We start from the raw sequence: 13,586 nt of genomic DNA, 5'->3' as shown, positions 1-13,586 counted from the left end.
ACTACCATGTTGGAGACTACGGCTTGCCGGGCGACACCCTGCGGAACGCAAAGAGGAGGGTCGGAGGCGTAAGCTGCCACGCCACGATAATGGGACTCGACCACTTGCGCAGGACGTTGCCGTGAGCACGTCCATCATCGAACCCGGAACCCGCCTTTCCGGCCGGTACCGACTCGAGGAGCGGGTCGGTGACTCCGGCGGATCCACCCTGTGGAAGGCGATCGACGAGATCCTGGCGCGTGCCGTGGCCGTGCGGACCTTCGACCCCGGCTTCCCCCGGGTGACCGAGGTCGTCACCGCCGCCCGTGCCGCCAGCCGCCTCACCGACCCCCGCCTCACCCAGGTCTTCGACGCCGACGACAGCGGCGAGCAGGCGTACGTGGTCAGCGAGTGGGCGGCCGGCGAGAGCCTGGAGGACATGCTCAGGCGGGCTCCGCTGGAGCCCGGCCGCGCCGCCACCCTGCTGTACGAGGCGGCCGAGGCCATCGCCGCCGCGCACGCCGCCGGGCTGTCCCATCTGCGGCTGTCCCCCCGGGACCTGCTGTGGACGACCGGCGGCACGGTCAAGCTGCTCGGTGTCGCGGTGGACGCGGTGCTGGCCGACCTCCGCTCCGACGACCCGGCGCTGGACGACACCCGGGCACTGGGCCGGATGCTGTACGCCTCGGTCACCGCGCACTGGCCGGGCGACCCCGCCGACAGCGACCTGCCCGCCGCGCCCGAGGTGGACGGTCTGTGCCGGGCCGCCCGTCAGGTCCAGGCCGGGGTGTCGCTGGCCCTGGACACCATCATCTGCCGCGCCCTCGGTCTTCCCGCGCAGGGCGGGCATGAGCCGCTGACCACCCCGGCCGACCTGGCCGCCGCGTTGAAGAGCGTGCCGCGCACCCCGCTGCCGCTGTTCGCCGGCCCGGCCGTGGGTCCACCGCCCGCCGTGGTGCCCAGGCCGTCGCGGCCCACCAGGCCCGCCGGCCCGGCCGGACCCGCGGGCCAGACCCGTCCGGCGTCCGTCCCGGCGGCCTCGCCCGCCGAGCCGCGGCCCCCCCGTCCCCAGCCGTCCTCGCACCGCGCGCAGCACAACGGGTACGCGGCCCCGCACGCCACCCGCCCGGCCGGTATACCGGGCGGCCAGGACCGCCGTCCGGTCAGCCGCACGCTGCTGGCCGTGGCCGCCGCGGCCGTCACGGTCATCGTCGGCATCAGCGCGTGGGCGCTGTCCAGCGGCGGTGACGACGACCCCGGCGCGCAGGGGAACGGCACCCCCACGCCCACCGGCACCTCTCAGCCGCCGGCCCCCAAGAAGCTGCCGATCAAGAACGCCACGGGCAAGTACGAGGAGCGGCAGGCCGGGCATCCCGACCCCACCGTCCTCAAGACCGCCGGCCTGGTCCACGACGGCAAGAACGGTACCGCGTGGCAGTCGCAGAGCTACGCCGACCCGATGTTCGGCAACTACCTCAAGGGCCTCGGTGTCGTGCTCGACATGGGCTCGGTCGTCAGCATCGAGCAGATCAAGCTGAACGTGCCGGACGGTGGCGCCGGCGCGACGCTGGAGGTCAGGGTCGGCAACGAGGACGCGCGCGGGGCGATGCAACAGATCGCCGAGCGCTCGACCGAGGCCGGCAGCTTCCAGATAGAGCCCGGCAAGGCCGTCCGGGGCCGGTACGTCCTGCTGTGGTTCACCAAGCTGCCCTCCAGCAACAAAGCGCAGATCGGCGAGGTCACGGTCCTCGGTCGGCCCGGCTGAGCGCGACCCCGGCGGCCTTCCCTCACCGTCCGGTATCGGAACGGCCCATCACCCGGCGGGCCGTGCCCCGCCGGGGAATCAGTCGGTATCGTGCCTGTCAGTGAACATGTCCCCATCCCCCCTGGAATTCGTGGTGCCAACTCCAGCAGCCGCTACCGAGAATCAGGACGCGCGGCCGTGGCGTCCGTGAGCGCGTCGCCCATGGACGAGGTCTCCGACAAGGAGCTGCTCTCCCGGCACGCCCAAGGGGACCCGCACGCCTTCGGCGAGCTGGTCAACCGGCACCGGGAACGGATGTGGGCGGTCGCGCTGCGCACCCTCGGTGACCAGGAGGAGGCCGCCGACGCTCTCCAGGACGCCTTCCTGTCGGCGTTCCGCGCGGCCGGCCGGTTCCGCGGCGACGCGGCCGTCACCACCTGGCTGCACCGCATCGTGGTGAACGCCTGCCTGGACCGGCTGCGCCGCAAGGCGATCCGGCCGGCCACCCCGATGGGCGACGAGGCCAAGATCGACGCGCTGGCGCCCAAGCTGCCCGACCCGACCGACGGGCACGGCACGCTGCTGGACGTCACGGCGGCGCTGCGCGAGCTGCCCTACGAGCAGCGGGCCGCGCTGGTCCTGGTCGACATGATGGGCTACGCGGTGGACGACGCCGCCGCGTTCCTGGAGGTCCCGCCCGGCACCGTCAAGAGCCGCTGCGCCCGGGGCCGCGCCCGGCTCGCGCCCCGGCTGGCGCACCTGCGGAACCGTCAGTCGCGCGGAAACGTCGAAGGAACGGACACGGAAGGAGGTGGCCGTCCCAAGTGAACCCCGCACACCTGGACTACGATGCCCTGGCCGATCTGGCCGAGGGCCTGCTCGACGACGCCGATGCCGCCTCCGCCAACGCGCATCTGGACGATTGCGCCGAATGCCGGGAGCGGTCCGCCGAGATCGCGGACGTCTCCCGGATATTGGCGGACGTTCCCGTACCACCGATGCCCGCGGAGCTGGCTGCGCGCATCGACGAGGCCATCCGGGCCGAGTCGATGCACGGATCAGGAGAGCACGCCACCATCGCGAGCATCCCGCACCATGCACTGGAGCGGCGGCGCGGGAAAAGGCGTCTACGGGTGATATCGGCCGCCGCGGCGGCGGTGGTGGTGCTCGGCGGCGGCGCCGTCCTGGGCAACATCACGCTCAACGGCTCGCTGGACGGTGACGACCATGCGGCGACCTCGCACGCCCCGGCGGACCGTGCCAGGCGCGAGGGCGGGGCCGCACCGCTGAACGCCGGCGCCGTCACCGTGACGCGCAGCGGCACCGTCTACCGGTCGGCGACGCTGGGCGAGCAGGTCTCCAGCGTGATCACCAGGGCCGGTGGTCTGCCGAAACTGGAGCGGCCCCCGGCCGGCCTGATCGGCTGTGTCGACCAGGTGACCCTGGGCACCCAGCCGGTGCTGGTCGACTCCGCCCGCTTCGAGAACCGTGAGGTCACGGTCATCGTGGTGCACACCGACGGCTCCAGCTGGCGGGTCGTGGTGGCCGGACCGAAGTGCTCGGCGGACGTCCGCGACGTGATCGCGGAGACCGAAGTCCCCGCCACGACCCCCTGACCGGGCACCCGTAGCGGATCCCACCGGCACCACGGGCTCGCCCACGACGCTCATGTCACCGGCGCCCGGGGAACGGCCCGGTGTCCCGACCTCCGGAGGTCGGGACACCGGGCCGTTCCCCGGGCGGGCCGTGGGGCTGATGTCCGTGCTCGTGGGTGTTCCGGCGGGTGCGTCTGCTGCCGGGTCGTCGATCGGACGGGGGCGTTCTCGGCCGTCCGTCGTTCGCGGCGGTGGCCGTTCTCAGGCGTCTCAGGCGTCGTCGGGCAGGTCGGTGAGGAAGTCCAGCACAATGCGCCAGGTGCGCTCGGTGGCGTCGGCGTCGAAGTCCGGCAGGTCCGGGTCGGTGTACAGGTGGCCCGCGCCCCGGTAGCGGTGCACCTCCACGTCGGCGCCCGCCCGGCGCATCCGCAGGTACCAGGCGTTCAGCCAGTCGTCGGTCTCGTACGGGTCCGGGTCGGCCACGTGCAACTGCACCGGGATCTCGGTCGCGGCGTCGTCGGCCACGTCCGACGTGCCGTGCAGCAGCACCAGCCCGCGCGCCCGTTCGTCGGCCAGCGCCAGGTTCTGGGCGAGCGCCCCGCCGAGCGAGAACCCGGCGTACACCAGTCCCTGGTCACAGTGGGGTGCGGCCGCGGCCACCGCCCGGCGCAGCAGCTCGTCCCGGCCGAGCTCCTCCCTGATCGCCTCGGCGTCCTCGGGGGTGTCGGCCACCCGGCCCGCGTACAGGTCCGGGACGTGCACCTCGTGCCCGGCCGCGCGCAGCCGGTCCGCCGCCGCGTGCACCGCCGGCCGCAGCCCGTACATCGAGTGCAGCAGCAGGATCCGCGCCACTGGTCTCCCTTTCTCCGCAGGTCTGGGACGGTGGCATCCTCCCACCACCGTGGGGCGCGCGGCGTACCGGGAATCCCCGGGCCCTAGGATCGGTTGACGCCACTGTCGGAGCGGGTTACGCCGGGGCCGTGCCCGAGAGCGGGCGGCCCGGCCCGACCGACCGCATCGGAACGAAAGGCGCACACGTGAGCGACGTCCGCAACGTCATCATCATCGGCTCGGGCCCGGCGGGCTACACGGCCGCGATCTACGCGGCGCGGGCCGACCTCAAGCCGCTGGTCTTCGAGGGGTCGGTGACCGCCGGCGGAGCCCTGATGAACACCACCGACGTGGAGAACTTCCCGGGCTTCCCCGACGGCGTCATGGGCCCGGACCTGATGGACAACATGCGCAAGCAGGCCGAGCGGTTCGGTGCCGAGCTGATCGCCGACGATGTCACCGCGGTCGATCTGACCGTCGAGCCCAAGGTCGTCAAGGTCGGCGACGAGGAGTTCCGGGCGCGCTCGGTGATCATCGCCACCGGTTCGGGCTACCGCGAGCTGGGCCTGCCGAACGAGAAGCGGCTGTCGGGCCGCGGTGTCTCCTGGTGCGCCACCTGTGACGGGTTCTTCTTCCGTGACCAGGACATCGTCGTGGTCGGCGGCGGCGACACCGCCATGGAGGAGGCGACCTTCCTGACCAAGTTCGCCCGGTCCGTCACCGTGGTGCACCGCCGCGACGAGCTGCGCGCCAGCAAGATCATGCAGGACCGGGCGTTCGCCAACGACAAGATCCGCTTCGTGTGGGACAGCGAGGTCGCCGACGTCCTCGGCGAGGACCGGGTCAGCGGCGTGCGCATCCGCAACCGCAAGACCGGCGAGGAGAGCACCCTCGACGTCACCGGGGTGTTCATCGCCATCGGTCACGATCCCCGCAGTGACCTGTTCAAGGGCCAGCTCGACCTCGACCCCGACGGTTATCTGCTGGTCGAGGCCCCCTCCACCCGTACCAAGATCCCCGGTGTGTTCGCCTGCGGCGATGTGGTGGACCACGTCTACCGACAGGCGATCACCGCCGCCGGTACCGGCTGCGCGGCCGCCATCGACGCCGAGCGCTGGCTCGCCGACCAGGGCGAGGCCGAACTCGTCCACCAGCCCGACGCCTGATCGGGCGCCCCTCCCGCACCATCCCGAGCCCCGCCGGGCCCACGCCCGGCGGGGCTCGGTCGTTCCCGCCGCGGATGCGGTCTCGTCGAACCGAATCAGGCAACGGTCGTGCCCGCCCTCTGGCGATCGTCGAGTTCCTTGGTACGGCTCCGGCGGCGGGACGGCCGTCCCCGGCGGCCGCGGGCGGTGGTCCGGCGACTTTTCCACACCCTGTGGACGAATCGCGCCATCAAGGACGGGCTGCCCGGCGTCGTGGCCGATGAGAGCCCCGAGAGGGCCGGGACGCCGGTCATGGCTGTGGAAGGCGATGAGGACACCGGTATCAGGTGCCCGGGACAGGCCGCAGGAGAAAGTCGTTCCCGTGAGACACCAGGGCCGATCCGGCCGAGATGGTGTGAGTGGAAGGAACGCAGCACGTGAACGCCGAACAGCAGGACATGCCGGCCCGGGGTCGTTGGGCACGCCGAGCGGCGACCGTACTCGTGGGCGGGGCCATCGCGGCCGGTGGGCTCGCGGCGCTCGCGGTCCCTGCGCACGCGGCGCCGACCGGATGCACCGTCCAGTACCAGTACCCGGGGGCCAAAGCGACGTGCACGGAGGGCGACGGCCTGTACCGAGCCAGGGCCACGTGCCTGTCAATGCGGATGGTCGGCCAGAGGCTGGTCTGGAGTGAGTACACCCGGTACGGCTCCTGGGTGGCCCCCGGCCCTGACAGCGCCTCCCTCGCCGATTGCCTCCCGGGAAGCGCCAAGGCCATCGGCATCGAGTACGCCTGATCGGTTCGTTCCGAGGCGACTCCGAGCGATCGGAGTCGTGCGGAGCGGGACCCGGGCGAAGGGAGAGCGCCCGGCCGGGGCGGCCTGTCCTGTCCCGGGAGGGCGGACGGGACCATACGGGACACCGCTCATGGGAGCGGGCGGGGAACAGGACCTCGGCAACAGGCTCCCGGGACGGGCCGACTGCGAACGTACTGCCGTGAAATGCCGAGGCCCGGTGGGCGGGCCGGCTCCGTGGGAGCGACGGCGTAGCGAAAAGGAGTGAAACGCATGGACAGCGAGCGGACACAGGACGTGCCGACCCGGGGCCGGTGGGCACGCAGGGCGGCGACCATGCTGGTGGGCGGGGCCATCGCGGCCGGTGGGCTGGCGGCGGTCGCGGCGCCGGCGCACGCGGCGCCGTCCGGCTGCACCCTGACGAACCAGTGGACCGGGTACCAGGCGACGTGCACGGAGGGCGACGGCCTGTACCGCGCCTACGCCAGGTGCACGAAGCTGATCTTCAACTCGCCGGCTCTGCCCAGGCGGGTCTACTACAACGAGTACGGCGAGTGGGCGACCCCCGGAGCCGGCAGCATCTCCACCGCCAGGTGCCCCTCGGGAGCCTGGACCGAGTACGGCCTCATCCAGTACTCCTGATCCGCTCAGGCCGGAGTGGCCGCCGCACGCCCGGACCGTAGGACGGATCCGCTCCACGACGATCGCCCGACCCGCCTGCTCAGAAGGTAGCCCCCGGCCTCTCGCAGGGCGGGCCGGGCGATCCCGTTCCGCCGGGGGCTCCGCGCCGCCCGCCCCGCCGCGGTGGAGGCCCGGCGAACGGAAGGCGCCCGGCCGGAAGGATCCGGCCGGGCGTCCTGAGGTCGTGCGGGACGGGCGTCCCGCCCAACCGGATCAGCGCTCGACGTCGCCGCGGATGAAGGCCTCGACGGCCTCGTGGGCCTGGTCGTCGCTGTACTGCTCCGGCGGCGACTTCATGAAGTAGGAGCTGGCCGACAGGATCGGGCCGCCGATGCCGCGGTCCTTGGCGATCTTGGCGGCGCGCACCGCGTCGATGATGACGCCGGCGGAGTTGGGGGAGTCCCAGACCTCCAGCTTGTACTCCAGGTTGAGCGGGGTGTCGCCGAAGGACTTGCCCTCCAGGCGGACGTAGGCCCACTTGCGGTCGTCCAGCCACGGCACGTGGTCCGACGGGCCGATGTGCACGTCGGCCTTGGCCATCTCGTGCGGGATCTGCGAGGTGACCGACTGGGTCTTGGAGATCTTCTTGGACTGGAGCCGGCTGCGCTCCAGCATGTTCATGAAGTCCATGTTGCCGCCGAAGTTGAGCTGGTACGTGCGCAGCAGCTCGACCCCGCGGTCCTCGAACAGCTTGGCCATCACCCGGTGCGTGATGGTGGCTCCGACCTGCGACTTGATGTCGTCGCCGACGATCGGCACGCCCGCCTCGGTGAACTTGCGGGCCCACTCGGGGTCGGAGGCGATGAACACCGGCAGCGCGTTGACGAACGCCACCCCGGCGTCGATCGCGCACTGGGCGTAGAAGCGGTCGGCCTCCTCCGAGCCCACCGGCAGGTACGACACCAGCACGTCGACCTCGGCGTCCCGGAGCGCCCGCACCACGTCGACCGGCTCGGCGTCGGACTCCTCGACCATCTGGCGGTAGTACTCGCCCAGGCCGTCGAAGGTGTGGCCGCGCTGCACGGTCACGCCGGTCGGCGGGACGTCGCAGATCTTGATGGTGTTGTTCTCACTGGCGGTGATGGCCTCCGCGAGGTCCATCCCCACCTTCTTGGCGTCGACGTCGAAGGCGGCGACGAACTCGACGTCACCGACGTGGTAGTCGCCGAACTGGACGTGCATCAGGCCAGGCACCCGCGTGTCCGGGTCCGCGTCCTTGTAGTACTCGACGCCCTGGACGAGCGAAGCGGCGCAGTTGCCCACGCCGACGATGGCCACGCGCACCGAACCCATCCGAATGCTCCTTCTCATGATCAGCTGGGACGTCCGACCGGCATGCTCTAGCGGTCGCCGTCCGTGGTGTTGTCTGCGGACTTGCCTGACGACTTCTCCCGCGCGGCCCGCCGGCTCTCCTGCTCGGCGCGTTCCCGGCCGATCAGCTCGTTGAGCCAGCGGACCTCGCGTTCGACGGACTCGAGCCCGTGGCTGTGCAGCTCGAGGGTGTAGCTGTCGACCCGTTCCCGGGTCCGCGCCAGGGCGGCGCGCACGCTCTCCAGCCGCTCCTCCAGCCGGCTGCGCCGGCCTTCGAGGATGCGCAGGCGTACGTCGGCGTCGGTGTGCCGGAAGAAGGCGAAGCGGACGCCGAAGCCCTCGTCCTCCCACGCCGCCGGGCCCGCCTCGGTAAGGAGCTGCTGGAGCCGCTCCTTACCCTCGGCGGTGAGCTTGTAGACGATCTTCGACCGCCGGCTCTGCAGGGTCAGCGCGACGTCGGGGCCCTCCGGCCGGTCCTCGACGAGCAGCCCCTGCGCCAGGAGCTGCTTGAGGCACGGATACAGGGACCCGTAGGAGAACGCGCGGAACATGCCGAGCAGGGTGTTGAGCCGCTTGCGCAGCTCGTACCCGTGCATCGGGGCCTCGTGCAGCAGGCCGAGCACGGCGAGTTCCAGCACACCCGAGCCCTTTCTGCCCGCCATGAAGCCCTCCGCATCTACGATCCTTGCTCGGCGGTTTAGACCGTCTCGCTCAGATGTATCGCTCTAATGTATCGGCTCGATACATCGCCACGATACGTACCGGTTACGCATCCTGGCAACCGGGCATCAACTTCGCGATCTTCCAACCGTCATGCGCCGGACGTACGCTGCCGCCATGGCGGTGCCCGTCGCGCACCGCCGGCACGACCGGTGAACCCGTCAGGGGGCGCGGATGACGCAGGCCGGACCGCGACCACGGCTGGTGGTCGACTATGGGCTCGCCAAACGGGCGGCCCTGCGGCGGCTGCGCGCCGGGCACCTGGCCAAGGCGGACGCCTGTGACGCTCACCCGTACCTGCTCCGGGCGGCCAAGTACCATGGCGAGCCGACCGACCACAGGTGCCCGGTCTGCCGCAGGGAGAGGCTCACCCATGTCACCTACGTCTACGGCGACGAACTCGGCCCCCACGCCGGACGGGTCAGGACGACCGCGGAGCTCGCCGCGATGGCCTGTGAATACGGTGAATTCAGGGTCTTTGTGGTCGAAGTGTGTCAAGGTTGTTCTTGGAACCACTTGACGGTGTCGTACGTCCTCGGCCATGGAGAGCCGCCCCGCAGCCGGCGGGGACCCGCCTCCCGGGGAAGCTGACGGGAACAGGACTGCCCCGCAACGCCGCGGGGTGATCAGTCGCGCGTTCTTCCGGCTTCAGCTCCCTACCGCCGTGGGCGGGATCGGACGCTGCACGGCGGTCGCCCCCTCATTCGCCTGCGCAGTACTGTCGGACGACGCACCAACGCCGTATCCCAGTAGCCGAACGAGGTCGCGTGAGTTACCCAAGCCAGAACGGACCGCAACGCGGACCGGGCAGACCGGGCGTGCCCGGCACCCCGTCCGCCGGCCGCCGGGCCGGTATGCCCGGTGGCGCGCCAGGTGGCTCGGCCAGGCCTGGGCGAGCCGCAGCCCCCGGACACGGTGGTGCTCCCGGTCGCCCGGGCGGCCCCGGTCGCCACGGTGCACCCGGTGGCAGGCCCCATGTCCCCACCGGTAACCCGATGGGCCCCGGCGGTCCCCCTCGCCCGCCCCGTCCAGGAGGTCCAGGTGGACCGGGTGGACCGGGTGGGCTGGGCGGGCCGGGCGGCCCCCGCTCCGGTCGTCCCGGAGGGCCGGGCGGCCCTGGAGGCCCCGGACGACCCGGTGGCCCTGGCAGGCCCGGGGGACCCGGCGGCTCCGGAGGATCGGACGGCCCCGGCGGGCGGCGCGGCAGGGGCGGCAAGGGCGACAAGCCGAAGAAGACCGGCTGGCGGCGCTACGTCCCGTCCTGGAAGATCATGGTGGGCATCCTCGGCCTGGGCTTCCTCAGCCTGTGCACGCTGGTCGGCGTGGCGTACGCGATGACGCCGGTGCCGAAGGCGGGCAACGAGGACGCCACCAAGACCGCGGCGATCTTCTACTACGACGACGGCAAGACCGAGATCGGCCGGATGGGCATCAACCGTGAGCTCGTCACGATCGACAAGATTCCCGATCACGTCGAGGATGCCGTGATCGCGGCCGAGAACCGCAGCTTCCGCAACGACCCCGGCGTCTCCGTCAAGGGCATCAGCCGTGCCGTGTGGGTCAACCTCACCGGAGGCGAGACGCAGGGCGGCTCGACGATCACCCAGCAGCTGGCCAAGAACTACTACCTGACCAACGAGCAGACCATGAGCCGCAAGTTCAAGGAGCTGTTCATCTCGGTCAAGCTCAGCAATCAGAAGAGCAAGAACCAGATCCTCGAGGACTACCTCAACACGATCTACTTCGGCCGGCAGGCGTACGGCATCCAGGCCGCCTCCCGGACCTTCTTCGGCGTCACGGTGGACAAGCTGCGGCCCGACCAGGGCGCGCTGCTGGCTGCGATCATCCAGCAGCCCGGCAACTTCGACCCGCGCAGCGAGGACTACAAGGACCAGACCCTGGAGCGCTACCGGTACGTGCTGGACGGCATGGTCAAGACCGGCCGGCTGACCAAGGCCGACTACGACAAGTACCAGGCCAAGCTGCCCTACACCCGGCCGCTCAACTCCAACGAGACCTTCGCCGGCGACCGGGGCTACATGATCAAGCGGGCCATCAAGGAGCTGGGCCGCGACCAGGGCATCACCGAGGAAGAGATCATCCGGAACGGCCTGCACGTCGTCACGACCTTCAACAGGGCCAAGATGAAGGCGGCCAAGGAGGCGGCCGAGAAGACGATCTCCTCGCTGGACCCCAAGCGCAAGGGCAAGCACGTCCAGGTGGGCATCGCCTCCGTCGAACCCGACAGCGGCCGGGTGGTCGCCATCTACGGCGGCCCGGACTTCCTCAAGCACGAGTTCGACAACGTGTGGCAGGGCTCCTCGCAGGCCGGCTCGGCGATGAAGCCGTACGTGCTCGCGGCCGCGCTGCAGAAGGGCTGGAGCCTCAAGAGCCTCGTCGAGGGCCGGTCGGGGATGGCGTTCAACGCCCAGGGCAACCCGGTCCCCGCCGGGACCCCGGGAGCCACCATCCCGATTCCCAACAGCCACAACGGGCAGGCCGTCGATCTGGTCACGGCGATGAAGGAGTCGACCAACACCGCGTTCGTCCAGCTCGGCATGAAGGTCGGCCTGCCGACCGTGGCCGAGACCGCCGAGAGCGCCGGAATCGCCAGCGACCTGCTGGAACCCCACCGCAACGCCTACGGTCTGTCGCTGGGCATCAACAGCATCCGCCCGATCGAGCAGGCCGCCGGCTACGCGACGTTCGCCAACGGCGGGACCTACTACCAGCCGCACGTGGTCGACAAGGTCTACCAGAAGGACCACAAGACCCTGCACAAGAAGCTGGTGTGGAAGAAGCGGACGAAGGTCTACGGCGAGCAGTCCGAGGGGATCACCGCCGACGCGACCTACGCGATGCAGCAGGTCGTCCTGGGCGGTACCGCCACCGCCGCGCGGCTGCCCGACCGGCAGGCGGCCGGCAAGACCGGTACCACCGACAACAACGTCGCCACCTGGTTCGTCGGGTACGTCCCGCAGTTGTCGACCGCGGTGGCGGTCTACAACGACGAGAAGAAGTCGCTGGTCCTCGACGGCCAGGTGGTCCAGGGTGGCACCGTCCCGGCCACGCTGTGGAGGTCCTACATGACGCAGGCGACCAGGGGCCTGGCGGTCAAGGCCTTCCCGCCGCCCGCCTACGTCGGCACGGCGCAGCGGTTCGTCCCCAAGCCGACGCCGTCGGTCACCGAGACCCCGCCCTGCCGTCCGAACCAGCAGAGCACCCCGGAGCGCCCCTGCAAGCAGGAGGAGGAGCCGCGCAACAACCGGCCCTGCCGCCCGGGCTTCCCGCCCCGCAACTGCGACCCGAACCTGCCGCCGGACGACAACCAGGACCCGCCCCCGGGTTTCTGCCGGCGGTTCCCGGACAACCCGCTCTGCCAGGGCGGGAGCACCCCGACGCCGACTCCCAGCGGCGGCGGCAGGGACAACGAAGGTCCGGGCCAGGAGCAGTTCGCCAGGCCCCCGGAGTGAGCGTGACATGACAACGGCTGTGGCGGGTCCGTCCGGTGGCGGGCCCGCCACAGCCGTTTCGGCGGACTGGTACGGAGGGCCTCGGTGACGCTGGTAGTAAGGATGCCGTGACATTGCTCCAGGACAAGGACGCCGAGACGGCCCAGGGCCGGGGCGCCGCGCTGCTGACGCGTGTCCGGCCGGTCGACCGCCTGGCATTGTCCCTGTGGGCGGGTGCGTGGCTGGGCGTGATGTTCTTCGTCGCGGTCGTCCCCCGGGTGCTGCCCACCGTCTTCGACGGGCGGCCCTACCTGGAACGGTGGGCGCAGTGGGACGCCGTCCGGTTCGTCAACCTCGCCACCTACGGCTACGACGGAGTCCCGGGGCAGCCCGATCCCGGCTGGCCCGCCTTCTTCCCCGGCTACCCGATGCTGCTGCGCGCCGTCGGGACGGTGGTCCCCGACATCCGGATCGGCGGGCTGCTGCTGTCGGACTACCGGCTGATCGGGCTGGCGATCTCGCTGGTCGCCGGGGCGGTCACGATGGTCGCGCTGGCCCGGATCGGCGAGCGGGAGGGCCCCGAGGGCACCGGCGGCCGTGCGGTGGTCGCCCTGCTGGCGGGACCGCCGGCGGTGTTCCTGTTCGCCGGGTACTCCGAGGCGGTGTTCCTGGCGCTGGCGCTGCCCGCCTGGCTGCTGGCCCGGCGCGGACGGTGGACGGCCGCGGCGCTGCTGGCCGTGCCGGCGGCCGGAGTGCGGATCACCGGGCTGTTCTTCGCCCTGGCGCTGATCGTGGAGTTCCTGGTGGGCGAGCACGGCCGGCGCGAGGTGGGCTGGCGACCCGCGGCGTGGCTGGCCCTGCCGTTCACGCCGCTGCTGGCCTACTCCTGGTACCAGTGGACCCGCACCGGCGACTGGCTCGCCTGGCAGCACGCGCAGGAGGCGGGCTGGGACCGGCACCTGGTGTGGCCGTGGGAGTCGTTCAAGACCACCTGGCAGGCCGCCTTCCAGAGCGACTACGAGTTCACCCTGGCGTTCCGGATCGAGATGTTCGCCGCGCTGGTCGGGGTGCTGCTGACCGTCTACCTGCTGGTCAAGCGGCGCTGGCCGGAGCTGGTCTACGTGGGGCTCCAGCTCGCCGCGCTGCTGCTGTCGTCGTACTACCTGTCGGTGGGTCGGGCCATGCTGCTGTGGTGGCCGTTGTGGATCGCCGTCGCGCGGTTCGGCATGCGCCGTCCCGGGCTGTACGCGGCGGCCGTCGCGGTCTCCACACCGTTCGCGGTGCTGCTGCTGCTCACCTTCACCTCGGGCTCCTGGGCGGGCTGACCGCCGCGC

Annotated in this window: 12 protein-coding genes; 9 read left to right on the top strand and 3 right to left on the bottom strand. The window is 71.4% G+C overall.

Annotated features, from left to right (window positions below):
- Positions 1–121: 121 nt before the first annotated feature.
- The 3 genes from C4U03_RS28120 (at position 122) to C4U03_RS28110 (ending at position 3,339) form a co-directional block, all read left to right on the top strand.
- Positions 122–1,744, top strand: a complete 1,623-nt coding sequence (locus tag C4U03_RS28120; protein WP_103941802.1) for a protein kinase family protein — start codon at positions 122–124, stop codon at positions 1,742–1,744.
- A gap of 177 nt (positions 1,745–1,921) precedes the next feature.
- A complete protein-coding gene (gene sigM, locus C4U03_RS28115) occupies positions 1,922–2,551 on the top strand; it encodes an RNA polymerase sigma factor SigM (protein ID WP_268817544.1) in 630 nt (209 codons plus the stop codon).
- Positions 2,548–3,339, top strand: coding sequence for an anti-sigma factor (locus tag C4U03_RS28110; protein ID WP_103941799.1), 792 nt, complete (start codon positions 2,548–2,550; stop codon positions 3,337–3,339). Before sigM ends, C4U03_RS28110 begins: the two co-directional genes overlap by 4 nt.
- 249 nt (positions 3,340–3,588) lie before the next feature.
- On the opposite strand, the gene C4U03_RS28105 is transcribed toward C4U03_RS28110, so the two are convergent.
- Positions 3,589–4,170 (bottom strand): dienelactone hydrolase family protein, encoded by a 582-nt coding sequence (locus tag C4U03_RS28105; protein ID WP_103941797.1) that lies wholly within the window; start codon positions 4,168–4,170, stop codon positions 3,589–3,591.
- A gap of 185 nt (positions 4,171–4,355) precedes the next feature.
- Between C4U03_RS28105 and trxB the strand changes: the two genes are divergently transcribed.
- From trxB to C4U03_RS28090, 3 genes are all read left to right on the top strand, one after another.
- Entirely contained in the window at positions 4,356–5,315 is a 960-nt protein-coding gene (gene trxB, locus C4U03_RS28100; protein WP_103941795.1) for a thioredoxin-disulfide reductase, read from the top strand.
- Positions 5,316–5,731: 416 nt separating this feature from the next.
- Entirely contained in the window at positions 5,732–6,091 is a 360-nt protein-coding gene (locus tag C4U03_RS42130) for a hypothetical protein (RefSeq protein ID WP_103941793.1), read from the top strand.
- Positions 6,092–6,361: 270 nt separating this feature from the next.
- Positions 6,362–6,730 (top strand): hypothetical protein, encoded by a 369-nt coding sequence (locus C4U03_RS28090; RefSeq protein ID WP_103941792.1) that lies wholly within the window; start codon positions 6,362–6,364, stop codon positions 6,728–6,730.
- Between the two features lie 252 nt (positions 6,731–6,982).
- Here C4U03_RS28090 and C4U03_RS28085 read toward each other — a convergent pair whose 3' ends face one another.
- Positions 6,983–8,062 carry an inositol-3-phosphate synthase gene (locus tag C4U03_RS28085; protein ID WP_103941790.1) on the bottom strand — a complete coding sequence of 360 codons (1,080 nt, stop codon included), beginning with the start codon at positions 8,060–8,062 and terminating at the stop codon, positions 6,983–6,985.
- A gap of 47 nt (positions 8,063–8,109) precedes the next feature.
- Positions 8,110–8,742: a PadR family transcriptional regulator gene (locus C4U03_RS28080; RefSeq protein WP_103941788.1), complete on the bottom strand. Its 633-nt coding sequence runs from the start codon at positions 8,740–8,742 to the stop codon at positions 8,110–8,112.
- 232 nt (positions 8,743–8,974) lie between these two features.
- Here C4U03_RS28080 and C4U03_RS28075 point away from each other — a divergent pair, with 232 nt between their 5' ends.
- From C4U03_RS28075 to C4U03_RS28065, 3 genes are all read left to right on the top strand, one after another.
- Positions 8,975–9,391 carry a DUF5318 family protein gene (locus C4U03_RS28075; protein WP_103941786.1) on the top strand — a complete coding sequence of 139 codons (417 nt, stop codon included), beginning with the start codon at positions 8,975–8,977 and terminating at the stop codon, positions 9,389–9,391.
- Between the two features lie 680 nt (positions 9,392–10,071).
- A complete protein-coding gene (locus C4U03_RS28070) occupies positions 10,072–12,273 on the top strand; it encodes a transglycosylase domain-containing protein (protein ID WP_200827522.1) in 2,202 nt (733 codons plus the stop codon).
- Between the two features lie 107 nt (positions 12,274–12,380).
- Entirely contained in the window at positions 12,381–13,577 is a 1,197-nt protein-coding gene (locus tag C4U03_RS28065) for a mannosyltransferase family protein (RefSeq protein WP_146087558.1), read from the top strand.
- Positions 13,578–13,586 lie beyond the last annotated feature (9 nt).

This window comes from Thermomonospora echinospora, assembly GCF_900108175.1.
Classification (GTDB): Bacteria; Actinomycetota; Actinomycetes; order Streptosporangiales; family Streptosporangiaceae; genus Thermomonospora; species Thermomonospora echinospora.
The sequence above is the reverse complement of the archived record's forward strand: the minus strand, read 5'-3'. Positions and strand labels throughout refer to the sequence as shown.